The organism is Plantactinospora sp. KLBMP9567, from assembly GCF_033446045.1.
Lineage (GTDB): Bacteria > Actinomycetota > Actinomycetes > Mycobacteriales > Micromonosporaceae > Plantactinospora.
Genome location: NZ_JAWQRR010000052.1, coordinates 1 through 26,019, shown reverse-complemented (window position 1 = coordinate 26,019; position 26,019 = coordinate 1). Strand labels below are relative to the sequence as shown.

The following is a 26,019-nucleotide window of genomic DNA, read 5'->3' as shown; positions in this document are numbered from 1 at the left end:
GATGGCCGCGATGTCCGACCGAGTTCTCGGCAGGCGCTCGATGTCCGCCGCGAGTTCGGTGTCGACTTGGCTCAGCGCGTCCGGGGCGATGTTCCCGTCCACCTCACCGATCCGGGAGAGCAGCACCCCCAGATCGGCGAGCCGTCCGATGCACGGAAGGCGTACGAGATCCCGCGCCCCGTACTGCTTGTATCCGTTGTATCGGCGCTCCGGCTCTCGAGCAGGCCGAGACGGTGGTGGTGCCGAATGGTGTTCATCGTGGTGCCGACGAGTTCCGCAAGCGCACGTATGCTCCAGGCCATGCCGTCTCCTATCCGCGCTCGTCTCGATCGTCATGTTGTCGGGCTCAGATGGAGCAGGTGGGCATGCTGGCCGGCAGCTTGAGGTCGATGAGGTAGTCCGCGGCGATGGTGTCGACGCACTCGTTCTTCCCGGAGGAGACGATGGTGTGTCCCTCCCCCTCGACGGTCAGCAGGGCGCTGCCCAGGGTGTCGGCGAGGCTGACGGCACCCTGGTGCGGAGTGGTGGCGTCACCGGTGATCGAAACGACCAGCGTGTCCGGCAGGCCCATGACGTTCTGCGCGTACGGGATACCGAGCGTCGGTGGGGCCGGCCAGAACTCGCATCCATCGCGTGCGCCCGCCGCAGGGTCTCCGCCGGGGTTCATGAAGGGCGCCGTCTCGTAGGTCTTCACGCGCAGCCGGGTGGCGTCCTGCGGGGTGAGCCGTTGCTCGTCCATGCAGTTGATCGCGAACATCGCCTCGATGGCGTTGCCGTTGACCACGGAGTCGGGCTCACCACCTTCGAAGTCGAACGTCAGCTCCAGCAGCGTGTCGCCACGCCCCTGCCGCACCTCCGCGAGACCACTCATGATCGCGGGCCACTTGTCCGGGCTGTACAGGCCCGCCATGACCCCACCGAGCGCCTCGTCGAAGTCGAGTTTCTGGTCGAGTGCGGGCACGGGCTTGCCCCGTAGCGGCGCAACGATCGTCTGGAACGTCGACGTCCACGCCTTCGGATCGGTCCCCAACGGGCAGGTCGCCTTCGCCGCGCACGCGGCGGCCATCGCCTCGAAGGCTCGCTGGAAGCCCTCGTACGCCGAGAGCCGGCGCTCGATCGTCCCCAGGCGGGGGTCGAAGGCACCGTCGAGGACCATCGCCCGCACCCGCTGCGGGAACTGCTCCGCGTACACCGCTCCCAGCCGGGTGCCGTAGCTCTGACCGAGGAACGTCAACTTCTCCTCACCGAGCGCCGCCCGCAGCACGTCCATGTCCCGAGCGGTCGTCCGCGAACCCATCTGCGTAAGTGCCTGCACACCCCCGGATCCCTTGGCGCAGCGGTCGAACACCGCCCGGGTGTCCTCCTCCGTCAGCGAGGCGGTCATGGTCATCAGCGGGAACACCTCGTCGCCCCGGCTCGTGCCGCCCTCGGTGTAGCAGTCGGCCGCGGGCTTGGTCGCGCCGACACCACGCGGGTCGAAACCGACCACGTCGAACCGTTCGGTGATGCGACTCTTCGTCATCTGAGCCGCGACGCCCAGACCGCCCAGAATGCCGGAGCCGCCCGGACCGCCGGGGTTGAACAGCAGCGAGCCCTGCGACTCTCCCCGGGCGGCGAAGCGCAGGACCGCAACGGTCGTGTCGGTGCCCTGAGGGTCGTCGTAGTCCAGCGGCACACTCAGCCACGCGCACTCGGCCGGAGCCTTCCCGAGGACCTCCGCCTCACGCGGGCTGGTGGCGAAGTCGGTACAGCCCTTCCACTCCAGCTTCTGGGTGTAGTACCGCTCCAGCGCAACGCTGGCCGCGCTTTCGCCCGGATCTGGATTCTCTTCCTCGCCGGAGGTGCACGCCACGACCGAAACCACACAGGCCACCAAGGCGATACTCACGAAACCAAGTCGCCGTAGGGGCGGGCGACCCCTGCCGGGGCGGGACGTAATGCTCGTCCTTCTGCTCACGCCACGGACTCCTTTATACGCTTCTGCTAAGTCGAGGCTGTCTGGACCGCACCTGGTGTTCACAACCGGCGTCAGCGTGTGCGTTGCAGCCGGTCGAGGGAGCCAGCCCGCCGCTGTGCCCCACCGCTTTGGCCGGTGCGCCACAGGGACGCGGCGAGCCCGACGACGGTCAAGCCCACTCTTCGACGTCGTTTCATGCCTGCCTCCCGGCCAACTGGTCACGGTTGTTCCTCTGCGCCCGGCGCGATGCCTCCAGGCCACCAGCCGCCGCAGCCACCCGACAGTGGCGCCATGTCACGCCGACACGTGACGTGCCGTCACTGTTCACGGCACCGGACCGTGCGAACAATGAGGCGGTGACTGACCTTACGAGCGCTGCGATTCAGCGAGTGGGCACAAACCGGCGAGCGCTGGTTCGACCCGGACGTGCAGGACGTGCCCGGTTCCACCCGAGGGAGGCAGGGCCATTGCGGGTTCGGTGGACGGCCGCTTGAGCTGGGGTTATAAGGTGATCGGCCTTTGTGGAGGCGGCCAGGGCGGGTGAGGTCGCCTGGGTGATCATGGAGTTCTCGGCGCTCCCAGAACACCCTCGAGGCCCTCACCCGCGATGTCAGCATGCCCCATCCAAGTACTGTCCGAAGTCACCACCCACACCAACACCCCAGCCCACCCAGTAACCGACCGTGAACAAACCGGACTTCTACACGCGCTATCAGCGGTGCCCGATCCCCGCAAACGGCGCGGACTGCGATACCCGCTCGCCGGACTCCTGACAGTCGCCATCGACGGTAAGACCCTGCGCGGCGCCCGCCGCGCTGACGGCGGTCAGGTGCATCTGCTGTCCGCGCTGGACACCAGCACCGGCATCGTCCTGGCCCAGGTCACCATCAGCGCGAAGTCCAACGAAATCCCCGCCTTCCACCATGTCCGGGACGTAACGTTCCATGAAGATCTTCATCAAGCCCGGACCAGCAACGGACCCGCTGTCATGGCCGCCCTACGTAACACCGAGATCGGCTTCCACCGACTCAGCGGGGAAACCAACATCGCCCGCGCCATCCGATGCGCCAACCGCCGGCCCCACGACCTCATCACCGCCGTCACCAGCACCGACCCCAGAGCGCAAGACCCTGCCACGGTCGACGTGGGCGGCCCGCTGCTCGCCGGGTCGTGGTAGCGGGCCGCAAGACGCGCCCCACACAGCCCTTCGTCCACTGCGATACCGTATCGGCATGAGCACAGCGCCCGCGAGCGGCGAGCATGAGTCGAACCCGGTGCCGGTCTTGCCGGATGCAACCGTTGCGGGCGACTGGACCATCCTGGCCGCCATCGCGGCGGCCGTCGCAGGACTGGTCTTCTGGCGCAGGCGGAGCCGACGCGGTTAACAGCGAGATCACAACGATCGACTGTCCGGTGTCGGCTATACCTCGACGGGCACCGGGCTTCATCGTGCCTGCTGGTCATCCGCGCCGACCGGGCCGATGCGCCGACAGCGAAGCGGCCAAGCGCGGTATGACCGGCCGGGAGCAAAGCGGCGAAGCGCAACATGCCATCCCGGACGGGAACATGCCGCTTGCGGCCCACCTTTCGCCCTTCAGCCGAGGGGCCTCAGGGACGTCAACGCTGGTTCCTGTCAGTACACCTTCTCGTCTCGCTAGCCGGACCCGCACCGTCTGGCAGTACCGGCACGTCCCGTCGTCGTCAGGGCTGCCTCCCACCCTCCCCGGCCGGCGCCCCCCGGATCAGGCTGCCCCCAGCTTCACGCAGCCGCTGCGACGGCCATAGGTGAAGGTCTCCCACCTCCACTCGGTTCAGGTGAGGTCGACCCGGGGCGCCCTGCCGGCGTTACCGCCGATGGGTTTCCCCGAGCCGCCTCCCGAACCCGGCGTGCACCGCCAAGCGCACCGGGCTCTCCACAAGCCCCGGCAGGGATCAGTGATTACCTCATGTGGTGCTCGGCCATGGTGTCGGGATACGTGTTCCCCGGTAGTAGTAGCGCTGTGCGCGCACTCTGGCCGGGTCGAACAGCACCGTCGGCGGGCCAGATGCCGTAGCGTCGACGCAGTTCCTTCCACGGGGTGCGTCGATGCTTGCGCTCCTGCCACCTGACGACCGGTTTCCACAGGTACGAACGCAGGTAGCTGAAGGTCGCATGTGAGCAGCCGTACTTGAAGTACGTGGTCCACCCCCGCAGCATCCGGTTGGGCGGGTGCAGCAGGGCATCGAGCGGCAGGTTCGTGTTCACCCGGCAGGTCGTCTTCACCTTGGCCATGACCGCCGTAAGCGACTTCTTGGCCGGGTAGACGTAGACGTAGTTCTTGCCGGTGCCTCGTTTGCGGTGGCGCTGGATGCGTCAGCCGAGGAGCATGAGGCCCTCGTCGATGCGGGTGACCAGGGTCTGCTCCGGCGACAGGCGCAGGCCCATCGTGGACAGGACTCCGGCGAGGTCGTCTCGCAGCGCTTCGGCGTGCTCCTTGGTGCCTGACACGGTCAGGCACCAGTCGTCCGCGTACCGCACGGGGCGATAGTTGGGCAGACCCTGGCGGCGACGCTTGGCCCGTTCATACGGGCTGGCTGCGGGTCCTCCCGGTGCCTGGGCGATGTGCTCGTCCAGGACCGACAGGGCCACGTTGCTGAGCAACGGGGATAGGATCGACCCTTGAGGCGTACCGGCATCGGTGTCCGAAAGCGTGCCGTCCTCCAGGAGGATGCCCGCTTTCAGAAACGCCTTCACCAAGACCATGACACGTTTATCCCCAACACGTTTCGGTACCCGGTCTAAAAGAGCTGGGTGCGAAATCTCGTCGAAGCAGGCTTTGATGTCTCCCTCCACGATCCACTCATATGATCGGGACGCGAAGTGGTGCACCTCAGCCACCGCGTCATGAGCCCGGCAGTTCGGACGGAACCCGTAGCTGCATGGGAGGAAATCCGCCTCGAAAATTGGCTCCAACACCAGCTTCAGAGGTGCCTGCACCCCCGGTCACGGACTGTTGCGATACCCAGGTAACGGACCTTGCCGCCCGCCTTGGGGATCGCCCGTCGCCGTACCGGCAGTGGCCGGAAGGCACGAGCTTTGAGATCCTCTCGTAGCTCCGTGAGGAATCCTTCCACCCCACGTACCGCCTCGATGTAACGGGCTGTCTCCTCGTCCACTCCGGCGGTGCGTGCTCCCTTGTTGTGCCGCACCCGATCCCAGGCCACCACGAGGAACCCGGGATCGGTGACAAGGTTGAACAAATCGTCAAAACCGGCTTCGGAGTCGACCACCCACAACGACGAGGGGTCGTGCACTGCATCCCGGCCCATATCCACCAGATTTGAGCCGGGGCCCGCGTACAGGTGTATCTCGCCTGGTTTGATGATGCGGGCCGTTCGAAGTCAAGCGGGGCTGAGGTGTCCGCGGTGGCGTCGGGTGGTCGCGGTGCAGGTGCGTAGGCGCTGGTTTTCTGGGTTGCGGAAGCCGTAGGCGTCTCGGGCGATGGTCCTGATAACGCGGTTGGTGCCTTCCGACCCGGCGATCGTGATCCCCGTATGTAGGAATGCGTGGACCTGTGGCTACCAGGTTTCGATCGTGGTGGCGAGCCGGTGTAGTTCGGGCAGGTCGGCGGCGGCGCAGCGGGTGTAGAAGCGGTGCAGCAGTCGGTGGACGTGTTCCCGTCGGGTTGGGTGCGGGCGGTCGCGAGCAGGTCGAGCAGGTCTTCCTTGGCATTCCACGCGGCGAGAATCGATGCGCCGATCCTGGCGGGAAGCGCTTCAAGGGTGTCGACCAGACGGTCGACGTGCCTGCCGGGGCGTGAGGGTGCACGCCCTGCTCGCGGCGTTGCACGTACCGGGCTGTGGTCGAGGCGATGGTGCTGGGCGGGCTGCGCCGCCCGACAAGGGGGCACCCCGACCGGTGCGAGGGCCGGCTACCCCCTGAGGGGTAGCCGGAGCCACCCCGGTGGAGGGACGCCGGGCGGGCGATTCCACCGTAGCGTGCCGCCCATGGTGCACAGGTCACAGTTGCAGGTCTTCACCCGGACCAGGGTGGCTGCCCTGGTCGCAATCGGGCTGACGGCGCTCGCCCTCGGATATCTCGCTCTGCCGGACGGCTCCGGACTGACCGTCCCCGATGGCGCCCGGGCCGGCGATCTCGCCCTGGAGCCGTGCAGTTTCGACACCGAGGCGGGGAGCCTGGACGCCGAGTGCGGCACCCTGGTGGTCCCAGAGAACCGGCGGGATCCCGGATCTGACCTGATCGCGCTGCCGGTGGTTCGGATCCGGGCCACGAGTGGGGATCCCGCGGAGCCGATCTTCCGGTTCGCGGGCGGTCCCGGCGGAACGAACATGTCGTTTCCGGAGGCGAGCCGCCTGACCGACGGCCACGACGTGGTCCTGGTCGGGTATCGCGGCGTCGACGGGTCGACGGTGCTCGACTGCCCCGAGGTCGAGTCGGCGGTGCAACGGTCAGCGGACTTCACGGGCGAGGAGTCGATGCGCCGGTACGCGAAGGCGTTCGCCGACTGCGCGCGGCGACTGACCGGCGAGGGAGTCGATCTCGATGGCTACTCGTTGCCACAGCGGGTCGACGATTTCGAGGCGGCGCGGCAGGCCCTCGGCTACCAGCGGATCCACCTGCTGAGCCAGAGCGCAGGGACCCGGGCCGCGATGATCTACGCTTGGCGGTATCCGGAGTCGATCCACCGGTCGGTGATGATCGCGGTCAACCCGCCGGGCCACTTCTGGTGGGATCCGGCGGTCACCGACGACCAGCTCGGCCACTACGCCGCGCTGTGTGCCCGCGACGACGGGTGCGCCGCCCGTACGGATGACCTCGCCGCCACCATGGCCGCCGTCTCGGCGGACCTGCCCGACCGCTGGATGTTTCTTCCGATCAAGAAGGGCAACGTCCGGGCGGGGACGCAGTTCGGCCTTTACCACACCACCGAGGCGGCAGCTCCGCTGAACGCGCCGACCATGTTCGACGCCTGGCTGGCTGCGGCCAGCGGCGACCCGAGTGGGTTCTGGGCCATCTCGATGCTGACCAGCGTGGTCTTCCCGGGGACGTTCGTCTGGGGCGAGTTCGCCGCCTCCGGAGTCATCGACGCCGAGGTGGTCGACGGGCACTACGCGACCGGCGGCGCCGCCGACTCGATTCTCGCCAACGCCGCCAACGAATTCCTGTGGGCGGGTGGCCGGCTCACCGACGGATGGCCGGCGAGCCCGGACTATGTGGACTATCAGCAAGTGCGGCCGAGCAAGGTCGAGACCCTCCTGGTCGGCGGCACGGTCGACTTTTCGACGCCACCACAGTTCGCCACCGACGAGCTGCTGCCCGCGCTGCCGAACGGCCGGCAGGTCATTCTGGCCGAGCTCGGGCACACAGTCGACTTCTGGAGCTACCAGCCCGACGCCAGCACGCAGCTGCTGAGCGCCTACTTCCAGCGCGGCGAGGTGGACGACTCGCGGTACGAGACCCGCCCGGCCGAGTTCGAGGCCGGGACCGTCAGCCTGTCCACCATCGCATGGGTCCTGTTCGGTACCCTGGCTTGCCTCGCACTGGTTGCCCTCACACTGCTAGGTGGGATGGCGCTGCGGGTGCACCGCCGGGGGCGCCTGGGATCCCGGGCGAGCGCCTGGTTGCGCGGCCTCGCCCCGATGGTCGTGGGCATCGGTGGCTGGTCCCTCGCGGTGCTGGTCGGCTCCAGCCTGTGCCCGGGGCTGTTTGTCGGCGGCCAGTGGCTGGCGGTGGTCTCCATCGGCATCGCCGCCGGGCTCGCCACCTTCGGAGCCTGGGTCGACCGGGACCGGACCCGCCGGACCCGGTCGGCGGGCCTGGCGGCGGCACTGGCCGGGTCGCTGCTTGGCGCCTGGCTCGGGTTCCACGCCGTAGCGGGACTCGCCGCCCTGGTGACCACGGTGGTCGGTGCGACCATCACCGCCAACCTCGCGCTTATCCTCATCGACATACGCCGGGAGAGTCAGTCCCCGGCTGTGCCGAGGTAGTTGCATGGCCGTCTCCCTGCCGCGGGTGCCGGCGGTCGACGTCGCGTTGGCAGGCGCCGCGTTGGCGGCGCTGGTCGTCCAGCGGATCACCGTGGCGCCGGCGCTCGGCGAGAAGCTGCCGACCGCGCTGGCGCTGTCAGTGGCGATTGCCGGGTGCCTTGCCGTCCGGCGCCGGGTGCCGCTGGCCGCGTACCTGCTGGGGTCGGCGGCCCTGTCGGCCGAGGCGCTGTGGGTGCAGGCCGACCCGCTGGCACCCTACGTGAACCTGATCGGTCTCTACTCCCTGGGCCTGTACGGAACCCGGCGGCGGGCACTGTGGGGCCCGGTGCTGGTCCTACCGGCAGTGCTGCTGTACTTCACCAGCGTGGAGGCACCATGGTCCGCGCCGGCCGGGGTGGTGTTCGTGTGGCTACTGGCGTGGGGTGCCGGCTACGGCGGTGCCCGGCGCCGGGAGCGGCAGGCGGCGGCGCGGCGGCGGATGCGCCGGTCAGCGGTCACCAGCGAGCGGACCCGGATCGCCCGGGAGCTGCACGACCTGGTCGGCCACACGGTCAACGTCATGTTGGTCCGGGTCGGCGCGGCACGGGTGGTGCTGGACCGCGCGCCGAACCAGGCCCGGGAGATACTGCGGGGCGTGGAGCAGATCGGCCGAGAGGCCCTCGACGAGCTGGATCTGGTGCTCGGCGCCCTCCGGGACGGTGACGAGGCGGCATCCAGCCGGCCCGGGCTCGCCGAGCTGCCGCGCCTCGCCCAGCGGATGACCCAGGCGGGTATGGAGGTGTCGCTGCAGGTCGACCTGGCCGGTTCGCCGCTGCCGGGCAGCCTCGACCTGTCGGCGTACCGGATCGTGCAGGAGGCGCTCACGAACGCGCTGCGGCACGGGCAGGCGAGTGCGGCTCGGGTCCGGGTCGGCCAGGACGGTCGACGCCTGGAGCTGGAGATCTGCGACGACGGACGCGGCCCGGATCCGGGCTACCAGCCGGGGCGCGGATTGCTGGGGATCGCCGAACGTGCCGCGATGTTCGGGGGCTCGCTGGAGCACGGACGGGGTTCCACGGGTGGCTTCCGGGTGCGGGCGGTACTCCCCCTGCGATGACCATACGGGTGCTGCTGGCCGACGACGACGCACTGCTGCGGGCGGGCGTCGAGGTAGTGCTCGCCGCCGCAGACGACATCGAGGTGGTCGACCAGGCGGCTGACGGTCTGCAGGCGGTCGAACGGTGCCGGTCGTTGACCCCGGACGTCGTGCTCATGGACGTCCGGATGCCGGGCGTCGACGGCATCGAGGCCACTCGCCGGATCGTCGCGGCCGGCGTGCCGACCCGGGTGCTGGTGCTGTCCACGTTCCGCCACGACGAATACGTGTGGGGCGCGCTGCGCGCCGGTGCCAGCGGGTTCCTGCTCAAGCGGGCCTCCCCCGAGCGGCTGGTGGACGCGGTGCGGACGGTGGCGGCCGGGGACACGCTGTTGGACCCATCGGTCACCCGCGACCTGGTAGAGCACTTCGTCCGGCAGTCCCCCGTCGGCCCGGCCGCCGCAGCGGCCGGCCGGTTGTCCGGGCTGACCTCGCGGGAGATCCAGGTCCTGTGCCTGGTGGCGGAGGGGTACTCGAACGAGGAGATCGCCGATCTGCTCGGGATCGCCGAGTCGACCACGAAGACCCACGTGAAGCGGACACTTGCCAAGATCGGTGCTCGGGACCGCGCCCAGGCGGTGGTCTTCGCCTACCGGGCCGGCCTGGTAGCCCCCTAACCTCGGACTTTCAGGGCCGAATCCGTTGTCGGGTACGACGGTCAGGACCAGCCGGTCCTCGCCACATCTGCCCCTTTGGCCCGGGGCTTAGACGCCGGTGGGTTGCAGGAAGTGGGGTCCGGGCAGCAGGTGCCGGATGGGTTCGAGTTGGGTGGGGTTGAGGGAGTACCAGGCCCAGCTGCCCCGTTTGTCGCGGCAGAGGATGCCGGCGTCGACGAGGACCTTGAGGTGGTGGCTGATCGCGGGCTGGGTCATGGTGAACGGTTCGGTGAGGTCGCAGACGCAGGCTTCGCCGGCGGGTGCGGCTTCGATGATGGAGAGGATTTGTAGGCGGGTGGGGTCGGAGAGGGCTTTGAGGAGGCGGGCGATGTGTTCGGCGTCCGCGCGGGCCAGTGGTGGGTGGATCGGTTCGGGTGCGCAGGTGTGCGCGTGTGTGGCCTGGTCAGCAGCGGGCATGGAGCGAGTTTATGGAGCCGCCGACCGGTGCCGGATGACCGGAGAGTGAACAGCGAGTGACGTCGATCAAGGGTGGGTTGGGGTGTCGGGGATGTCGAGGCGGTAGCCGAGGCCGCGGACGGAGATGATGATTTTCGGGTCTCGAAGGTCGTCGCCGAGGCGGGTGCGTAGGCGGCGGATGTGGACGTTGAGGGTGTTGGAGGGTTCGTCGTCGCGGCTCCAGACGAGTTGGTTGATCTGGGCGCGGGTGACGACGCGGCCGGCGTGCAGCATGAGCAGGTGCAGGAGTTGGAACTCGCGTAGCGGTAGTTCGATGCGTCGGCCGTGGAAGCGGACTTCGACGGCGGCGGGGTCGAGCCGGAGGGCGCCGACCTGGATCGCGGCGTGGAAGTCGGCGGCGGTGTCGGGGCTGATCGCGCGGAGGATCGGCAGGATATCGGTGATGCGGTAGGGGCGAGGGACGCAGGCGGTGGCGCCGTTGGCGAGCGCGAGGCTGGCCTCCGGACCGTCGTCCTCACCAACGCCGACGAGGGTGGGGATGCAGCCGCGGGTGTGTAGGGCGCGGGCGATCGCGGAGCCGCGCATGGGGGGTACCTGGGCGGCGGTGAGGACGGCGTCGGGCAGCAGCGCGCCGGCTTGCAGCATCGCGTCGGCGGGGTCATCGGTGCAGACGACGTCGATCTGCCGGTCTTGCAGAGCGGCGGCGACAGCTTTCGAGGCGGCCGTGTCGGGGTCGACGACGAGTAGGAGGAACCGGGCCCGGACGGTGCGTGGGGTCAGCGGCTGGCAGGCCGGCGGGGTGCCGGCCTGGGGCTGGACGGGGATGTCGTCCCGGTGGTTGGTGTCGGGCATCAGCCGAATCGTCCGGTGATGTAGTCCTCGGTGCGCTTGTCGACGGGGTTGGTGAAGATCTTGTTGGTGTCGTCGTACTCGACGAGCCGGCCGTGCCGGACACCGGCCTGGTCGACTTCGGCGGTGAAGAACGCGGTGCGGTGCGAGACGCGGGCGGCCTGTTGCATGTTGTGGGTGACGATGACGATGGTGTAGCTGTACGACAGCTCGTGCATCAGGTCTTCGATCTTGCCGGTGGCGATCGGGTCGAGCGCGGAGCAGGGCTCGTCCATCAGGATCACTTCGGGGCTGACGGCAATGGTGCGGGCGATGCAGAGTCGCTGTTGCTGTCCGCCGGACAGTGCGAGAGCGGACGTCTTCAGTTTGTCTTTGACTTCGTCCCACAGGGCGGCGCGGGTCAGGGCCTGCTGGACGAGGGCGTCCATGTTGGGGACTTTCCAGCCGAGGATTCGGGGTCCGTAGGCGATGTTGTCGTAGATCGACTTGGGGAACGGATTCGGTTTCTGGAAGACCATGCCGATGAGCCGGCGGACGTCGATCGGGTTGACGTCTCGGGAGTAGAGGTCCTGGCCGTGGTAGGCGATCCGGCCGGCGACGCGGGCGCCGGGGATCAGGTCGTTCATCCGGTTCAGTGACCGGAGCACCGTGGATTTGCCGCAGCCGGACGGGCCGATCAGGGCGGTGATCTCGTGGCGGGCGATGGTCATGTCCACGCCACGGACGGCCTGGTAGTCGCCGTAGAAGACGGACACGTCCTGCAGGTCCAGCACCGGCTCGCCCTTGTCCCGCTTGCGGGGGCTGGGGTCGGGGATGGTCAGGGTCACCGGCCCGGCCGGCGGGCGGGTGTTGGCGGAGGCGTCGTTCACAGCGGGATCCTTCGGGTTGGGGCTGCTCATCGCGGGCTACCAGCGCTTCTGGAAGCGGTTGCGGATTCCGATCGCGGCGGAGTTCATCAGCAGGAGGATGACCAGCAGCAGCACGATCGCGGCGGCGGCGAGTTCCTGGAACTCGGCCTGCGGTTCCTTGATCAGGTTGTAGATCTGGATCGGCAGGGTGGTGTAGCTCGACAGCGGGCTGTCGGGGTTGAACCGGATGAAGGTGACCGCGCCGAGCAGGATCAGTGGGGCGGCTTCGCCGAGGGCGCGGGACAGGGCGAGGATCGCGCCGGTCGCCATTCCGGGGATGCCGGCGGGTAGAACCTGTCGCCAGGTGGTCTGCCATCGGGTGGCGCCGAGGGCGTAGGAGGCGTGCCGGATCGACTGCGGCACCGCCCGTAGGGCCTCCCGGGAGGCGATGATCACGGTGGGCAGGACGAGCAGGGACAGCACGATCGCGGCGGTGATGACGGTGAAGCCGAGGCCGATGACCCGGGCGATGAGGCCGAGGCCGAGGATGCCGAACACGATCGACGGCACGCCGGCGAGGTTCTGGATGTTCAATTCCAGGAGTCGGTTGTACCAGCGGGTGTTGTCGGCGTACTCCTCCAGGTAGATCGCGGAGGCGATGCCGACGGGCAGGCAGATCGCGGCGGTCAGGCCGATCACCCACAGGGTGCCGGTGATCGCGGACTGGACACCGGCCTGCGCGGCCCGGGAGGCGCGGCCGGTTGGCATGTTCTCCCACAGTCGTGGGTCGAGACGGTTCCAGCCCTTGTAGACGGCGAAGGTGATCAGTGCGATCAGGAACGCGAACGCGATCAGCAGGCAGAGCTGCAACGTGAGCTTGAACAGGACCTCGCCGGGTCGGGTACGCCGGCCGGTCAGTTCGGCGGCGACTTCGGCGGCGTCCCGTGTGCCGGTCCGGTGCAGGGGCGGTGGGGCGGTCTTGGTGCTCACTCGTACACCTCCCGGAAGCGGCGGACCAGGCGGATGGAGATGGCGTTGAGGACGAACGTGAACGCGAACAGGGTGGCGCCGACGGCGAAAATGGTCAGGTAGTCGAGGGAGTCGACCGGTAGGTCACCCTGGCCGGCGCCGGCGATGTAGCCGGTCATCGTCGCCGCGCCCTCGATCGGCGAGCCGGGGATGCCGGCGGTCTTCAACCCGGCGGCGATGGTGACGATCATCGTCTCGCCCAGCGCCCGGGACACCCCGAGGACGATCGCGGCGACGATCCCGGACAACGCGGCCGGGACGACGACCCTCGTGGCGACCTGCATCTTCGACGAGGCGAGGGCGTAGGCGCCCTCCCGCAGGCTGTGCGGTACCGCGCTCATCGCGTCCTCGGACAGGCTGGCCACGGTGGGGACGATCATGATGCCCATCGCGATCCCGGCGACGAGGAGGTTCTGGAACTCGGGTTTGCTGGCGCCGGGCCACAGGTCGATCAGGCCGGGGTTGAGGAAGGTGAGGGCGAAGAACCCGTACACCACGGTCGGGATGCCGGCGAGGATCTCCAGGACCGGCTTGAGGACCTTGCGGGTTCCCGGGCGGGCGTACTCGGACAGGTAGATCGCCGCGCCGATCCCGAGCGGGACGGCGATCACCGTGGCGATCGCGGTCACCCACAGGGTCGCGACCAGCAGCGGGGCGACGCCGTAGTTCTTGTCGGCGAACAGTGGGGTCCACTGGGTGCTGGTGACGAACTCGACGAGGCTGACCTCGCCGAAGAACTCGACCGTCGGCACCGCCAGGGACACGACGATGCCGATCGTGGTCGCGATCGACACGGCCGCCGCGACGACGAGGAGGGTCTCGATGATCCGCTCACCGGGGTGGCGGCGCCCCCGCCGCACGGCGGCGGCGGGGACGCGGGGACCGGGGATGGTGACCACAGGTCTCAGGCCTTCGGCAGCGAGTCGTACTCGGACTTCAGCGTCGTCTTCTGCGCCTCGGTCAGCGGCACGAACTTGGCCTCCTTGACCACCTCGTCGATGTTCTCGATGTAGAAGTCGATGAAGCCCTTGACCTGCGGCTTGGCGACACCCTTGTCGGAGACGTAGATGAACAGCGGCCGGGACAGCGGCTTGTAGGAGTTGTCCTGGGCGGTGGCGATGCTGGGCTCGACGCACCCGGCCCCGCCGTCGACCTTGAGGACCTTCAGCTTGTCCGCGTTCTCCTCGTAGTAGGTGAACCCGAAGTAGCCCAACCCGCCCTTGGAGCCGCTTACCCCTTGGACGATGACGTTGTCGTCCTCCGAGGGGGTGTAGTCGGTGCGGTGCGCGCCCTCCTCGCCGTTGATCGCGTCGGTCCAGTAGTCGAAGGTGCCGGAGTCGGTACCGGCGCCGAACAGCTTCAGCGGCTCGTTGGGGAACTTCGGGTCGACCTGGTTCCAGTTGTTGACCTTCGACCCGGGCTCCCAGATCTTCTTCAACTGCGCCACGGTCAGGCAGTCGGTCCAGGTGTTCTCCTTCGACACCACGACCGACAGGGCGTCGTTGGCGACGATCAGTTCGACGTACTTGACGCCCTTGGCGTCACACTCCTTCTTCTCCTCGTCCTTGATCGGCCGGGAGGCGTCGGAGATGTCGGTCTCCGCGTTGCAGAACTTCTTGAATCCGCCACCGGTGCCGGAGATGCCGACGGTGACGTTCACCTTCGCCTGCTCCTCGGCGTACAGGTCCGCCGCCGCCTTGCTCAGCGGGCCCACCGTGCTGGAGCCGTCGACCTTCACCTCACCGGACAACTCGGCCGCGGTGTCCCCGCCCGCTGTGTCGTTGTCGCCGCCACCGCAGGCGGCCAATCCCACCGTCAGGACCAGCGCGGCTGACGCGACGCCCAGTCCACGCACTGTCTTGATCACAATTCGTCCTCTTCAGACGGCCCGGCAGTGTCCCTGCCGGACGCTCCCACGTGGCCGGCGGCAACCCGCCGACACAGCCCATAAGAAGCTGTTTATGTGATCCGGGTTCGGCTGCTAGGTGAACGGCACATGAACATAAAGACCCGTTTATATCACCAGGTCAGATGGCATGCGACTTCACTTGATGTCGTTATTCGTTCATTCTCAGTTCACTCTTCGCCGACCCGTGGGCGCCCACATCTGAACCCGCCCGCCGGAGCCCGACGCGAAGAGGGTGCGGGCACCATCCGGTGTGGATCGAGGCGCGTCGGCCCGCTCTGGTCGTGGACCCGGCACCGAGCGTCGGTGCGGGTCGCGGGACGGCTCAGCAGTTGGCCGGTACGCCGAGCTGGTCGAGCAGACGGCGGACGCGGCGCTCGATCTCGTCGCGGACGGGGCGGATCTGCTCGGCGGTCTTGCCGGCGGGGTCGTCGAGGTCCCAGTTCTCGTACCGGGTGCCGGGGAAGATCGGGCAGGCGTCACCGCAGCCCATGGTGACCACGACGTCGGCGGCCCGGACCACCTCGTCGGTCCACGGCTTCGGGTACTCGGTAGAGATGTCGATGCCGCGCTCGACCATCGCAGCGACGGCGGCGGGATTGACCTCGGTGCCCGGCTCGGAGCCGCCGGACCAGGCGACCGCGCGGTCGCCGGCCAGGTGCTGGAAGAAGCCGAGGGCCATCTGGCTGCGGCCGGCGTTGTGGACGCAGAGGAACAACACGACGGGCCGGCCATCCTGGCGCAGGCCCTCGACCCGGGCCAGGGCGTGCAGCCGCTGCCGGGCGAACCGTTCGGCGAGCAGCGGCAGGAAGTGCGGAACCGTGCTGGCCAGCGCGAACTGGTCGTAGCTGGCGTACAGGAACCGCTCGATCGTCTCGGTGCCGTAGACGCCGCTGAACTCGTCGCCGAGCCGCACGGCGGCGGTGTGCAGGGCGAGTTGCTGGTCGATCGACACGTCGGAGCGGCGGTGGGCGGTGAGGTCAGTCATGGTCGCCTCCAGGAAGCAGGATGGGGGCCAGCCGCTCGACACGGGTGGCGATGTCGGCGAACGCGGCCTCGAACGCGTCGTCGGTGTCGGCCCGGGCGGGATCCGGCACCGACCAGTGCAGCCGTGGCCGGGCGCGGGCGGGCAGGTGCTCGTGCGCGTTGTCGCACACCGCAATGACGAGGTCGTCGTCGCGGACCACATCGTTGACGTGGGTGGTGCGGGCGGGGTCCAAACGGAGGCCGTGGCGGCGGGCGACCCGCAGCGCCCGGGGATGGACCCGGTCGGCGGGCTCGGTGCCCGCCGACGCCGCCGGCACCCGGCTACGGCTGGCCCACAGGGCGGCGGCCAGCTGCGAGCGAGCGGAGTTGTGCGTGCAGACGAACACCACCCGAACGGCCTCCGGGGCGGGCGGCGCCGTGACCGCCGACAGGGTTTCCGGGACGAGTCGGAGGTAGCTGCGTCGCCGGTCGCCCTCGGACCGGGAACGGACAACGAGGCCACTGTCCTGTAACACCTTCAGGTGGTGGGCGACAAGGTTCGTCGGCATCCGCAGAGCCTCGCCGACCTCGCCGGGTGAGGCGTCGCCGAGCATGAGTGTGTCGACGATCGCCAGCCGGGCTGGGTCGCCCAACGCGGCGTGCACCCGGGCCCGCAACTCCAAGGAAGATTCATCAGCGTTCATTGAGTCAATGATAGTTGAGCGATTTTGCCTGTCAATGGCGTGGCAGCCGGTGTGGTGCGGGAGCGGTAGCGTGGTGGACGTGGACAACCGTGACCCGGGTCACGTTGGGTCGGATATCGACGTGCTGGTCGTGGGCACTGGCCCACCTGTCTGGCCCTGGTGACGCACCAGCAAGCTGGCGGATGCTGGCGACGCGGCCCCACGCAGATTCCAGCCCACCCGATCAGCCGGTCACCCTCGGCCAGGTGCAGGCCCTCAGCGACACGTACACCGCTGGCTGACTCAGGCTGCGTGATCCACTGTGGATGGCCAACTTCCGGCTGCACAAGCGAGACGTTGCCAAGTACCGCTCCGGACGTCTGTTCCTGGCCGGCGACGCCGCGCACATCCACAGCCCCCGCCGGCGCGCAGGGCATGAACACTGGGATCCAGGACGCGGTCAATCTCGGCTGGAAACTCGCCTTTGCGGTCCGCAGCGTGGCGGTGCCGGACCTGCTGAACCATCTACGAGACTGAACGCACCCCCGGTAGGGCGGGTATGACCAGGTCACCGTCGCCTGGATCGTCGCGTGCCGGTGGGTCGCCCCCGCGCCACTTCGGTCCGGCGACCAGTGACGGGCAGCTCAATGGTGGGGTGCTGGATAGCTATCGAGCGGCCATCACCAACGTAGCTGGCTGCAGATTCCTTCCCCAAGACGCGTCTAGGGTCCCCAGCACGTCGTCGAGGCGCTCGGCAAGCTGGCTGGCCGACAGCACCCGAGGCCGGGCCGCAGCCAGCTCGATCGCAAGCGGCAGACCATCGAGCCGGGCCACCCCCGCTGCAGGTCGGTCGCTTCCGCCGGCCCGGACCGGCGACCGCCGCGCGCCACGACCGTGCGGTCCAGCAGCAGCGACGCCGCCTCACTCGGTCCGCCACCCCGGACCGGGCTTCACCGACAGCGTCGGACGCCGGCGACGTCCTCCGGCGCGATCGGCTGCCCGAGCAGCGGCGCGATCGTCACGACGCCGTAAGGCAGGCGGAGGCTTCCAACAGAGCCCTCCGGCGCACCCGCAACGACATCGCCTGCCGTGGAACATGACCGCAAGCGCAACGGCGTCGCCATCGCGAACGTCCTGCTCGCCAGTCACCGCCACATCGGCGACCTGCCGCAGTGGTGGCGTCCGGCCGCTCTACTGGACACCAGATCCGTGCTGCCGAGGTGCGGCAGGTTCGTCGCGCGGTTCGGCTGTTTGCCCGAGTCGGGTCCCCCTGGTTGAGATGCTGGATATGCCGTGCGCGAAGCAGCGAGGCCCGCTCGGTCCGGCCTCTTGCCCGGTTCCTGCCGTCCTACCGACACCACGAAGGCTGCCGTCGGGTGCCTCAACTGGGGGAAACGTGGAAAGCGCGAACGGGAAGTCGATGAAGGGACGCTGGCACCGGGAGCGGGAGTTCGCGCCACTGGCCACCTTGACGGTGGTGGTGTTACTGGGCGCGGGTTTGTGGCTCGCCGACCTCCGCGGACCCGCCAACGTGTGTTGGGCGTCGGCCGCGCTAGCCACGCTACTGGTGACGCTGCGCTGGTTGATCCAGTCTCTGCGGCGGCATCGGATCGGCGTGGACGTGATCGCGACCCTGGCTCTGGTCACCTCCCTTCTGGTGGGCGAGTACCTGGCCGGGGCGGTGGTGGCGCTGATGCTGGCCAGCGGGCACACGCTGGAGACCTTACGCCCAGGGGCGGGCGACCCGGGACCTGCACGAACTGCTGGCCCGAGCACCCCGCCGGGCGCGGCGCCGCGCCCCCGGCGGCGGGATCCAGGACATTGACGTGGACGAGGTACTCGAGGGCGACCGGTTGCTGGTCGGTCCGGGTGAGGTCGTGCCGGTGGACGGCTTCGCCGAGGACGCGGCGACGCTGGACGAGTCTGCGGTGACCGGCGAGTCCCAGGCGGTCGAGCGCCGGGCCGGGGAAAGGTTGGCTAGCGGGGTGGTCAACGCGGGTGCGGCATTCGGACTGCGAGCCGCTGCCACGGCGACCGAGAGCACGTACGCGGGGATCGTCCGGCTGGCGGAGGAGGCGAATGCGGAGAAGGCGCCGATGGTACGGCTGGCCGACCGGTACGCGGCGGCGTTCGTGCCGTTCACCCTGGCCCTGGCCGGTATCGCGTGGGGTGTCTCCGGACAGTTCGTGCGGGCGGTGGCGGTGCTGGTGGTGGCGACTCCGTGCCCGCTGCTGCTGGCCACCCCGATCGCGATCGTGGCCGGGTTGTCCCGCGCGGCGCGATGCGGGGTGCTGGTCCGCAACGGTGGTGCACTGGAACTGCTGGGCCGGGCCCGGACCCTGCTGGTGGACAAGACCGGGACGTTGACCGCCGGGCGCCCGCAGACGGCCAGGGTGGCGGCCATGCCGGGTGGTGACCCCGACGAGGTGCTGCGGTTGGCCGCCTCGGTCGAACAGCTCTCCTCCCACGTGCTGGCCAGCGCGATCGTGCGGGCGGCAAGTGATCGGGGCATGCGGCTGGTGGCGCCCGAGGCGGCGACGGAGGAACCGGGACAGGGGGTTTGTGGCCGGGTCGACGGACGGCTGGTACGGGTCGGACAGCACTCGGGTGACCTGCCGGACTGGGCCGTACCCGAGCGGCGGCGCGCGGAGTCAGACGGCCTCTCGACGGTGTGGGTGAGCCTGGACGGCGCGCTCGCCGGGGCGGTGCTCCTCCGTGACCCGATACGGCCAGACGCGGGCGACACCGTACGGCGGCTGCGGCAGGCCGGTTTCCAACGGTTGATCATGGTGACTGGGGACCGGCCAGAGGTCGCCGAGCGGGTGGCCCGGACGGTGGGGGTGGACGACGTGGTGGCCCGCTGCTCACCGCAGGAGAAGGTCGCCCGGGTGCGAGCCGAGTCCGAGCAGGCGGTGACGGTGATGGTCGGCGACGGGATCAACGACGCGCCCGCGTTGGCGACCGCCGGTGTCGGGGTGGCGCTGGGGGCGACCGGGGCGACCGCCTCTGCGGACGTGGCGGACGCGGTGTTGTCGGTGGACCGGCTGGACCGGCTGGCCGACGCAGTGGAGATCGCCCGCCGGTCCCGCACAATCGCGGTGCAATCCGCCGGTGCGGGGATGGGGATGGCGGTGGTGGCGATGGTCGCCGCCGCGTTCGGGCTGCTTCCTCCGGTGGCCGGGGCGTTTCTGCAGGAGGGTATCGACGTGGTCGTGATCCTCAACGCGCTGCGTGCCCTCGGCGGCGGTACCCGGCTCGCCCGGGCGCTGGGTCGGGTAGGCGCGCCGGCTACCGGGGGCGCAGGGACACGGCGGTGACCTTGTACTCCGGGCAGCCCGTGGTGGTGTCGGCGCAGTCCGAGGTGAGGGCGTTGGTGGGCCGGTCGGGGAAGGCGAAGGTGGTGAAGACCTGGCCGGGGGCGACGGTGTCGGTGAGGCTGACCGGAAAGGTCACCCGGGCGCGGCGGCTGGTCACGTCGACCAGGTCGCCGTCGGCGAGCCCGAGCCGGGCCGCGTCGTCCGGATGCAGGTCCAGTACCTCCCGGGGAAACAGGTCGAGGTTGGGGGTGCGGCGGCTCATCGACCCGCTGTTGTAGTGCGGCAGGCGGCGGCCGGTGACCAGCACGAACGGGAACCTCTCGTCGGGTTGCTCCCCTGGCGGGAGGTATGGGCGGGCGGCCAGTGCCGCCCGGCCGTCCGGGGTGGCGAACCGGTCGAGGTAGAGCCTCGCCTCCCCGGGCTGGTCCGGTCCGCGGCAGGGCCAGTGCAGCGGCCCGTCTCGATCGAGCCGAGCGTGGGAGATCCCGGCGAAGGTCGGGGTCAGGCTGGCGCACTCGACCATCGCGTCGGCCGGGGTCGGGCAGCCGAGATCGGCGCCCAGCGCGGCAGCGAGTAGGTGGAGGATCTCGAAGTCAGTCTTGGCCTGTCCGGGTGGTGGCAGGGCCGGGTGGACTCGCTGGATGCGGCGTTCGAAGTTGACGAAGGTGCCTCCCTTCTCCAGGAAGCAAACGGCCGGGAAGACCACGTCGGCGCGCTCGGTGGTGCGGGACAGGAACAGGTCGTGGCAGACGACCAGGTCGCAGGCGGCCAGCGCCGCCTGAAAGCGTCGGGTGTCGGGGTCGGTCTGGGCGATGTCCTCGCCGATAACGTACAGCGCCCGGAGCCGGCCGGTGGTGGCGGCGTCGAACATGTCCAGGATTCGCAGCCCGGGCCGGTCGGGCAATTCGGCGTCCCAGGCGTGCGAGAAGCGGGCCCGCACCCCCGGGTCGGTGACGGGCTGGTAGCCGGGGAGCAGGTCTGGTAGGGCGCCCATGTCGGAGGCACCCTGGACGTTGTTCTGGCCGCGCAGGGTGAGTACCCCGCAGCCGCCGGGGGTGCCAACCGCGCCTTTGAGGATGGCCAGGTTGGCGAGGGTGCGGACGCCGTCGGTGCCGTGGGCGTGTTCGGTGATCCCGAGGCCGTAGACGATCGTCGGCCGCTCGGCGCCGCCGTAGAGACGGGCGGCCCCGTCCAGTGTTTCGGGGTCGACGCCAGCGAGTTGTGCGGCGCGGTCGAGCGGGTAGTCGCGTAGCAGTTCGGTGAGTTCGGCGAACCCGCTGGCCCGGTCGTTGACGAAGGTCTGGTCGACGTGGCCGTGATCGAGCAGGGCCCGGGCGATGCCGTTGAAGACGGCCACGTTGGACCCCGGTCGGGCCCGCGCCGAGGAGATCACTCCGATCGCCTCGCCGCCGTACCGGTCACGGACTGCGGTCAGCCGTGCCGCCACCGTGCCGAGAGCCTCCTCCCAGGTGGCAGGTCGCAGCGGCGAGCCGCGTCCGGCTTCCCTGACCAGCGGCGTGGTGAGCCGGTCGCGGGAGCGGGTGAAGGCGTGCGCGAAGCGGCCCTTGACGCAGGCGTGGCCGCGGTTGACCGGGGCACCGTGGACCGGGGTGATCGCGGCGACCTGTTCGTCGCGTACGTGCACCCGCAGCGAGCAGCCGACGCCGCAGTAACCGCAGGTCGTGGTGGTGGTGTGGTCGATCGGCGCCGGATCGAGCAGCCCCGGCTCGGCCAGCGCCCCGGTCGGACAGGTGTCGACGCAGCCGCCGCAGGCCACGCAGGGCGAGGAGATCCACTCCTCGCCGGTGCCGGCCACGACAACGGTGTCGAAGCCCCGCCCGGCCAGGGAGAGCGCGAAGGTGCCCTGCACCTCCGCGCACATCCGCACACACCGGCCGCAGGCGATGCACAGGTCGCGGTCGAGTTTCACGTACGGGTGTGAGTGGTCGACGCCCCGGGCGTGGCCGGAACCGTGGAACTGGCTCTCGGTGACCCCGAAGTGTTGGCAGGCGCGAACCAGCTCGCTGCGGTCGGCCGGGGTCTGGAACGCCCGTGCCGGCTGCTCGGAGACGAGCAGTTCCAGCGCGAGCCGCGCCGCGCTGGCCGCCCGCAGGTCGCCGGTCCGCACAGCCATGCCCTCCCGGACGGGCATGGTGCAGGAGGTCACCGGCGGGCCGCCGTCCACGCTGACCAGGCAAACCCGGCACGAGCCCTGCGGCGAGGTCCGATCGTCGAAGCACAACCCGGGCAGGCCCGTCCCGGCCGCCCGAACGGCGCCCAGCACACTGCTCCCCTCGGTCGCCTCGACGGGGCTGCCGTCGACCATGAGTCGGATCATGGCGCCGACCGGGAGAGCTCGTCGGAGTAGGCCCGGCTCACGCTGCGCACGGCGCACGCCACCCCACGCCCGAACGCGCAGAGACTGGCAGCGTCGAGCACCTCCAGCAGTGGCTCCTGCCGTGCCAGCACTCCCGCTGCCTGGCCCGGCTCGCCGATCCGCTCGGCAAGTTCGAGGCCCCGACGGGTGCCGACCCGGCATGGGGTGCATGCGCCGCAGCTCTCCGCAGCGCCGAACGCCCACTCGTGCCGCAGAATCGCCGCAGCCGGCATCTCCGTGTCGAACGCGATCAGACTGGCGTGTCCCAGCGGCACGCCGGCCTGGGCCAGCGGTTTGGTCAGCAGCGGCAGGTCGAGCTGATCCGGGGTGAGGAACCCGCCCAGCGGTCCACCGACCTGCACCGCCCGCAGCATGTGGCCGTCACGCAGACCGCCACCGAGTTCCTCCACCAGATGGCGCAGCGGCACCCCGTACTCGACCTCGTACACCCCAGGCCGACGGAACAACTGACTCAGGCAGACCAGTTTCGTGCCCGGCTCGTCAGGATGCCCGAGCCGGGCGTACGCGTCCCCGCCGTGCTGCACCACCCATGGAACGGCGGCCAGCGTCTCCACGTTGTTCAACGCAGTCGGCCGGGCGAGGAACCCTTTGCTGGTCGGGTACGGGGGCCGGGGGCGAGCGTCGCCACGCAGCCCGGAAACGGCGTGCATCAACGCCGTTTCCTCCCCGGCAACGTACGATCCGGCGCCCTCGACGACCTCCACGTCGAAGTCGAATCCCGAGCCGTAGATCTGCCGGCCCAGGTGCCCTGCCTCCCGCGCCTCGGCCACCGCGGCGCACATCCGGGCGATGGCGGCCGGGTACTCCGAACGGACCAGCACCAGCCCGTGATGCGCCTCGACTGCGAAGGCCGCCAACGCCAGCCCCTCCAGGATCCGATGCGGATCCCGCTCCATCAGCAACCGGTCACAGTACGAACCGGGGTCGCCCTCGTCACCGTTCGCGATCACATACCGGGGCCCGGGCTCGCCTGCAGCCATCGACCACTTCTTCGCCGTCGGGAAACCGGCCCCGCCCCGGCCCCGCAGCCCAGACGCCGCGACCTCGTGCTTCACCCGCTCCGGTGAACCGCTGGTCACCACCTCCGGCCACACCTGCCACTCGCCCTCGGCGCCAAGCAGCCCCGCCAGCACGACCGGCGGGTCGACCCGGCTCTCGTACGGAATCGGCGGTGGGGTGCGGACCGGCGCGTCGGGTCCGCTACCGGCACCGGATGGCCCGTCGAGTAGACCGCCCAGGTCCCCGCCGGTGCCCGGCCTTTCGCCGTCAAGCACCGCCGGGGAGTCGTAGCAATACCCCAGGCAGCGCACCGCCTGCAACGACACCGACCCATCTGAGGCACACGTCCCCCGGCGCACGCCCAGCACCCGCTCCAGGTCCCGAATGTGCTGCCCTCCCGTGCTGGCAAAACACGACGCACCCTCGCACACCCGCACGTGCCGCCGGCCACGGCAGCCCTCGGCGAAGTCGGCGTAGAAGGACACCGTCCCGGTTACCGCCGCGACCGGCAACCCGAACTCGCCCGCGAGCCGTGTCAGTTCACCGGCGTCGATGCCGCCCCGCTCGCGCTGAACCCTGCGCAGCCGCTCCAGCAGCGAGGTGCCCGGTCGGCCCAGACGCGCCTGCAGGCCGACGAACGCCTCCCTCGGTTCGGCCACCATATCCCCCGCGTCACGTCGCCCCGGCTCGAAGTTACGACTCCAGGGCGGCCGAGGAGGGATACCCAGCGGCAACTCCCCGAAAGAGATCCGACCCTCACGACGTCCGGTCCCGAACCGAAACGCCCGTCTCATGCCTACGGCCAACTAGTGGACTCTTGGTACTACAGGCCCATCCTCTGAGAAAATGACACAAACCCGGTCTGCTCCGAATCAGCGGACGGAGATGAGCGATGGCGATGACCCAGGGCGAGGCTGGGCCGACAGATGCGGCACCGGCCCTGCTGGCATGACCTGCTCGAACGGGAGAACGGCGATGGCGGACGCGGCCGGTGGCGCGACGAACGCAGGTGGCCAGGACCGTACCCACCTGGTCGTGGAGCTGCTGGCAGATCTTCGCTGGCATTCCCGCCACGCGGAGAATTACGTAGAGGAATCCCTCCGTAGATAGACCGTCGCGTTGGAGCGCCGGATGCCCTCGGTGAATTGACTAGGTGAACGGATCACTGACCCATGGTCGGCTCGCGGGGTGTAGATGATCGTGCGACTGCTGGTGATCCGCGCCGGCCGCACCTCGGCGCGGTCGCAATGGTCACCACGGCGCCAGTGGTCGCCTGATCATTGGCCGGAACGTCGATGGCCACGGCCCTGGGTGCCGGTCAGATACACCGTGTCGCTGTTCGCCTTTGGCGAGGGCACTAACTGCCCAGCGCCGGGGTTGATGAAGTACTCCACCTGACCGGTGGTCAGGGACGTGGTGCGGATGGGGGGATGAGGCCCCTCCACGGACTTCGGCGGGTACCACCTGCCGGTGGTACCCGCCGAAGTCGAGAAGCATCGTCACTTGAGCCAGGGCTGGCGTCGCACGATCGGCAGCTTCTCCCATGCCTTGCCAAGTCCCCAGATCCTACCGGCTCCGAGCAGTGCGAGACCGGCCAGCACCGCGGCGTTGATGAGGTGGTCGTCCAGGAACGGGTTGTTCTCGGGAGGTAGGACGACGGTCCACATCATGACGTACAGGATGCCGCCGGCCACGGCGGTGATGCGCAGGCCGATCCCGGCCAGCAGGGCGACTGCAGTCTCATCATCACTACTGGCGTGACCGTGGGTCGTGGTCGGCGGCGTGCCCGAGGTCCCGTGTGCGCTGCCGTCGATTCGGGTCATGGCTGTGGCTGGCCTGAGCCCGGTTGTTGCCGTCGCCGAGCGGATCCATCGCCACTGTTCGCGGGACTCGGGAGCACTTCAGTCGGCGAAGTCGATCACTTCGGCTGGATCCCTGCGCGGTACCTGCGGGGGCGGATCGGCGGCGGCGGCGAAGCCGAGCCGGATTACCAGGTACGGCTCGCCGATGTCGGCGAGCAGGTTGCGTAGCAGCCAGCGGGGCCATTCCAGCTCGATCGGATCGCTCGGCGGTGCGGTGGCGAGGCCGTCGGCTACGGTTGTCTGCCCAACGGTGTGTCCGGGCCACCGGGTGCCGTCAGGGCCGCAGGTCCCTTCCTGACGGGCCGCAGTCCCCTGCGACGGTCCTCGCCCGTCCGGGACCTTCGGCCCTGTCGGCCCAGGAGATGGATCGGGTAGGAAGGAGGGATGATCCGTGTCTTTCTGCTCGACGATCATGAGGTGGTCCGGCGTGGCCTGGCCCAACTGCTGCAGAGCGACGGTGATATCGAGGTGGTCGGCGAGTCCGGCTCGGCGCAGGAGGCGGCGCGCCGGATTCCAGCACTCCGCCCGGACGTGGCGATCCTGGACGCACGGCTGCCGGACGGCAACGGCATCGACGTGTGCCGGGACGTCCGGGCGATCGACTCCACGATCAAGGGCCTCATCCTGACCTCCTATGAGGACGACGAGGCGCTGTTCGCGGCGATCATGGCCGGTGCCGCCGGGTACGTCCTCAAGCAGATCCGCGGCACCGACCTGGTCGACGCGGTCCGCCGGGTGGCCGCCGGCCAGTCGCTGCTGGACCCGGCGGTCACCGCCCGGGTCCTCGAACGCATTCGCAGCGGGGTCGAACAGCCGCGGGAGTTCCAGTCGTTGACCGAGCAGGAGCGCCGGATCCTGGAGTACGTGGCGGAGGGGCTCACCAACCGGGAGATCGCCGGCAGGATGTTCCTGGCCGAGAAGACCGTGAAGAACTACGTCTCCAGCCTGCTCGCCAAGCTCGGCCTGGAGCGGCGCACCCAGGCTGCGGTGCTGGCCACCCGGCTGCTCG

The 26,019-nt window shown here is 69.5% G+C and carries 22 protein-coding genes and 4 pseudogenes; 9 read left to right on the top strand and 17 right to left on the bottom strand.

The window, feature by feature from the left end:
* Nucleotides 1-346: 346 nt before the first annotated feature.
* Nucleotides 347-1,852 carry an alpha/beta hydrolase gene (locus tag R6Y94_RS38185; protein WP_318401534.1) on the bottom strand — a complete coding sequence of 502 codons (1,506 nt, stop codon included), beginning with the start codon at nucleotides 1,850-1,852 and terminating at the stop codon, nucleotides 347-349.
* A gap of 823 nt (nucleotides 1,853-2,675) precedes the next feature.
* On the opposite strand from R6Y94_RS38185, the gene R6Y94_RS45465 reads away from it, so the two are divergent.
* Together R6Y94_RS45465 and R6Y94_RS38175 are read left to right on the top strand one after the other, a co-directional pair.
* Complete coding sequence (locus R6Y94_RS45465) at nucleotides 2,676-3,134, top strand: hypothetical protein (RefSeq protein WP_412102975.1); 459 nt, start codon at nucleotides 2,676-2,678, stop codon at nucleotides 3,132-3,134.
* 55 nt (nucleotides 3,135-3,189) lie between these two features.
* Complete coding sequence (locus R6Y94_RS38175; protein ID WP_318401532.1) at nucleotides 3,190-3,342, top strand: hypothetical protein; 153 nt, start codon at nucleotides 3,190-3,192, stop codon at nucleotides 3,340-3,342.
* 554 nt (nucleotides 3,343-3,896) lie between these two features.
* On the opposite strand, the gene R6Y94_RS38170 is transcribed toward R6Y94_RS38175, so the two are convergent.
* The 4 genes from R6Y94_RS38170 to R6Y94_RS38155 all read right to left on the bottom strand — a co-directional run bounded on the left by R6Y94_RS38170 (nucleotide 3,897) and on the right by R6Y94_RS38155 (nucleotide 5,449).
* Nucleotides 3,897-4,220: a group II intron maturase-specific domain-containing protein gene (locus R6Y94_RS38170; RefSeq protein WP_318401530.1), complete on the bottom strand. Its 324-nt coding sequence runs from the start codon at nucleotides 4,218-4,220 to the stop codon at nucleotides 3,897-3,899.
* A gap of 90 nt (nucleotides 4,221-4,310) precedes the next feature.
* Nucleotides 4,311-4,913, bottom strand: a complete 603-nt coding sequence (locus tag R6Y94_RS38165; protein WP_318401711.1) for a reverse transcriptase/maturase family protein — start codon at nucleotides 4,911-4,913, stop codon at nucleotides 4,311-4,313.
* Nucleotides 4,914-4,918: 5 nt separating this feature from the next.
* Complete coding sequence (locus R6Y94_RS38160; protein ID WP_318401528.1) at nucleotides 4,919-5,227, bottom strand: hypothetical protein; 309 nt, start codon at nucleotides 5,225-5,227, stop codon at nucleotides 4,919-4,921.
* A gap of 111 nt (nucleotides 5,228-5,338) precedes the next feature.
* Nucleotides 5,339-5,449 carry a hypothetical protein gene (locus R6Y94_RS38155; RefSeq protein ID WP_318401709.1) on the bottom strand — a complete coding sequence of 37 codons (111 nt, stop codon included), beginning with the start codon at nucleotides 5,447-5,449 and terminating at the stop codon, nucleotides 5,339-5,341.
* A gap of 495 nt (nucleotides 5,450-5,944) precedes the next feature.
* On the opposite strand from R6Y94_RS38155, the gene R6Y94_RS38150 reads away from it, so the two are divergent.
* The 3 genes from R6Y94_RS38150 to R6Y94_RS38140 are packed head-to-tail and all read left to right on the top strand — an operon-like array spanning nucleotide 5,945 to nucleotide 9,697.
* Nucleotides 5,945-7,945: an alpha/beta hydrolase gene (locus R6Y94_RS38150; protein WP_318401526.1), complete on the top strand. Its 2,001-nt coding sequence runs from the start codon at nucleotides 5,945-5,947 to the stop codon at nucleotides 7,943-7,945.
* Nucleotides 7,946-7,949: 4 nt separating this feature from the next.
* On the top strand, nucleotides 7,950-9,041 hold the full coding sequence (locus R6Y94_RS38145; protein ID WP_318401524.1) for a sensor histidine kinase: 1,092 nt from the start codon (nucleotides 7,950-7,952) through the stop codon (nucleotides 9,039-9,041).
* On the top strand, nucleotides 9,038-9,697 hold the full coding sequence (locus R6Y94_RS38140) for a response regulator transcription factor (protein WP_318401522.1): 660 nt from the start codon (nucleotides 9,038-9,040) through the stop codon (nucleotides 9,695-9,697). The genes R6Y94_RS38145 and R6Y94_RS38140 overlap by 4 nt, the downstream gene beginning before the upstream one ends.
* A gap of 87 nt (nucleotides 9,698-9,784) precedes the next feature.
* On the opposite strand, the gene R6Y94_RS38135 is transcribed toward R6Y94_RS38140, so the two are convergent.
* The 8 genes from R6Y94_RS38135 to R6Y94_RS38100 all read right to left on the bottom strand — a co-directional run bounded on the left by R6Y94_RS38135 (nucleotide 9,785) and on the right by R6Y94_RS38100 (nucleotide 16,455).
* Nucleotides 9,785-10,153, bottom strand: coding sequence for a metalloregulator ArsR/SmtB family transcription factor (locus R6Y94_RS38135; RefSeq protein ID WP_318401521.1), 369 nt, complete (start codon nucleotides 10,151-10,153; stop codon nucleotides 9,785-9,787).
* Nucleotides 10,154-10,219: 66 nt separating this feature from the next.
* Nucleotides 10,220-11,005 (bottom strand): response regulator transcription factor, encoded by a 786-nt coding sequence (locus R6Y94_RS38130; protein ID WP_318401519.1) that lies wholly within the window; start codon nucleotides 11,003-11,005, stop codon nucleotides 10,220-10,222.
* Nucleotides 11,005-11,901, bottom strand: coding sequence for a phosphate ABC transporter ATP-binding protein PstB (gene pstB / locus R6Y94_RS38125; protein WP_318401517.1), 897 nt, complete (start codon nucleotides 11,899-11,901; stop codon nucleotides 11,005-11,007). Before pstB ends, R6Y94_RS38130 begins: the two co-directional genes overlap by 1 nt.
* Nucleotides 11,902-11,907: 6 nt before the next feature.
* Nucleotides 11,908-12,840: a phosphate ABC transporter permease PstA gene (gene pstA, locus R6Y94_RS38120; protein ID WP_412102974.1), complete on the bottom strand. Its 933-nt coding sequence runs from the start codon at nucleotides 12,838-12,840 to the stop codon at nucleotides 11,908-11,910.
* A complete protein-coding gene (gene pstC / locus R6Y94_RS38115; protein WP_318401516.1) occupies nucleotides 12,837-13,778 on the bottom strand; it encodes a phosphate ABC transporter permease subunit PstC in 942 nt (313 codons plus the stop codon). Before pstC ends, pstA begins: the two co-directional genes overlap by 4 nt.
* Before the next feature lie 5 nt (nucleotides 13,779-13,783).
* Nucleotides 13,784-14,746: a PstS family phosphate ABC transporter substrate-binding protein gene (locus R6Y94_RS38110; protein ID WP_318401514.1), complete on the bottom strand. Its 963-nt coding sequence runs from the start codon at nucleotides 14,744-14,746 to the stop codon at nucleotides 13,784-13,786.
* A gap of 364 nt (nucleotides 14,747-15,110) precedes the next feature.
* Nucleotides 15,111-15,773 (bottom strand): arsenate reductase ArsC, encoded by a 663-nt coding sequence (locus R6Y94_RS38105; protein ID WP_318401512.1) that lies wholly within the window; start codon nucleotides 15,771-15,773, stop codon nucleotides 15,111-15,113.
* Nucleotides 15,766-16,455, bottom strand: a complete 690-nt coding sequence (locus R6Y94_RS38100) for a MarR family transcriptional regulator (protein ID WP_318401510.1) — start codon at nucleotides 16,453-16,455, stop codon at nucleotides 15,766-15,768. Before R6Y94_RS38100 ends, R6Y94_RS38105 begins: the two co-directional genes overlap by 8 nt.
* 305 nt (nucleotides 16,456-16,760) lie before the next feature.
* Between R6Y94_RS38100 and R6Y94_RS45460 the strand changes: the two are divergent.
* Nucleotides 16,761-16,805, top strand: a pseudogene (locus tag R6Y94_RS45460) (hypothetical protein); the annotation flags it as partial.
* A 64-nt stretch (nucleotides 16,806-16,869) separates the two neighbouring features.
* A complete protein-coding gene (locus tag R6Y94_RS45455; RefSeq protein ID WP_412102977.1) occupies nucleotides 16,870-16,971 on the top strand; it encodes an FAD-dependent monooxygenase in 102 nt (33 codons plus the stop codon).
* A gap of 153 nt (nucleotides 16,972-17,124) precedes the next feature.
* Here R6Y94_RS45455 and R6Y94_RS38090 read toward each other — a convergent pair.
* A pseudogene (locus tag R6Y94_RS38090) lies at nucleotides 17,125-17,381 on the bottom strand (hypothetical protein); the annotation flags it as partial.
* Between the two features lie 473 nt (nucleotides 17,382-17,854).
* Here R6Y94_RS38090 and R6Y94_RS38085 point away from each other — a divergent pair.
* Nucleotides 17,855-19,751, top strand: a pseudogene (locus tag R6Y94_RS38085) (heavy metal translocating P-type ATPase).
* Here the strand turns inward: R6Y94_RS38085 and R6Y94_RS38080 are convergent.
* From R6Y94_RS38080 to R6Y94_RS38070, 3 genes and pseudogenes are all read right to left on the bottom strand, one after another.
* Entirely contained in the window at nucleotides 19,723-22,077 is a 2,355-nt protein-coding gene (locus R6Y94_RS38080; protein ID WP_318401509.1) for a molybdopterin-dependent oxidoreductase, read from the bottom strand. The pseudogene R6Y94_RS38085 and the gene R6Y94_RS38080 overlap by 29 nt on opposite strands.
* Before the next feature lie 8 nt (nucleotides 22,078-22,085).
* A complete protein-coding gene (locus tag R6Y94_RS38075) occupies nucleotides 22,086-23,807 on the bottom strand; it encodes an NAD(P)H-dependent oxidoreductase subunit E (RefSeq protein WP_318401507.1) in 1,722 nt (573 codons plus the stop codon).
* Nucleotides 23,808-24,647: 840 nt separating this feature from the next.
* Nucleotides 24,648-24,878, bottom strand: a pseudogene (locus R6Y94_RS38070) (hypothetical protein); the annotation flags it as partial.
* 516 nt (nucleotides 24,879-25,394) lie between these two features.
* Here R6Y94_RS38070 and R6Y94_RS38065 point away from each other — a divergent pair.
* Nucleotides 25,395-26,019 (top strand): response regulator transcription factor (locus tag R6Y94_RS38065; protein ID WP_318401506.1); only part of this gene is annotated, 625 nt, incomplete at its 3' end.

What these genes read in the sequence shown, in the direction of transcription:
- R6Y94_RS38150 (WP_318401526.1), top strand. Translation starts at nt 5,945, where the DNA reads ATGGTGCACAGGTCACAGTTGCAGGTCTTCACCCGGACCAGGGTGGCT.
- R6Y94_RS38105 (WP_318401512.1), bottom strand. Translation starts at nt 15,773, where the DNA reads ATGACTGACCTCACCGCCCACCGCCGCTCCGACGTGTCGATCGACCAG.
- R6Y94_RS38175 (WP_318401532.1), top strand. Translation starts at nt 3,190, where the DNA reads ATGAGCACAGCGCCCGCGAGCGGCGAGCATGAGTCGAACCCGGTGCCG.
- R6Y94_RS38100 (WP_318401510.1), bottom strand. Translation starts at nt 16,455, where the DNA reads ATGAACGCTGATGAATCTTCCTTGGAGTTGCGGGCCCGGGTGCACGCC.
- R6Y94_RS38080 (WP_318401509.1), bottom strand. Translation starts at nt 22,077, where the DNA reads ATGGTCGACGGCAGCCCCGTCGAGGCGACCGAGGGGAGCAGTGTGCTG.
- R6Y94_RS38135 (WP_318401521.1), bottom strand. Translation starts at nt 10,153, where the DNA reads ATGCCCGCTGCTGACCAGGCCACACACGCGCACACCTGCGCACCCGAA.
- R6Y94_RS38140 (WP_318401522.1), top strand. Translation starts at nt 9,038, where the DNA reads ATGACCATACGGGTGCTGCTGGCCGACGACGACGCACTGCTGCGGGCG.
- R6Y94_RS38130 (WP_318401519.1), bottom strand. Translation starts at nt 11,005, where the DNA reads ATGCCCGACACCAACCACCGGGACGACATCCCCGTCCAGCCCCAGGCC.
- R6Y94_RS38145 (WP_318401524.1), top strand. Translation starts at nt 7,950, where the DNA reads ATGGCCGTCTCCCTGCCGCGGGTGCCGGCGGTCGACGTCGCGTTGGCA.
- R6Y94_RS45455 (WP_412102977.1), top strand. Translation starts at nt 16,870, where the DNA reads ATGAACACTGGGATCCAGGACGCGGTCAATCTCGGCTGGAAACTCGCC.
- pstB (WP_318401517.1), bottom strand. Translation starts at nt 11,901, where the DNA reads ATGAGCAGCCCCAACCCGAAGGATCCCGCTGTGAACGACGCCTCCGCC.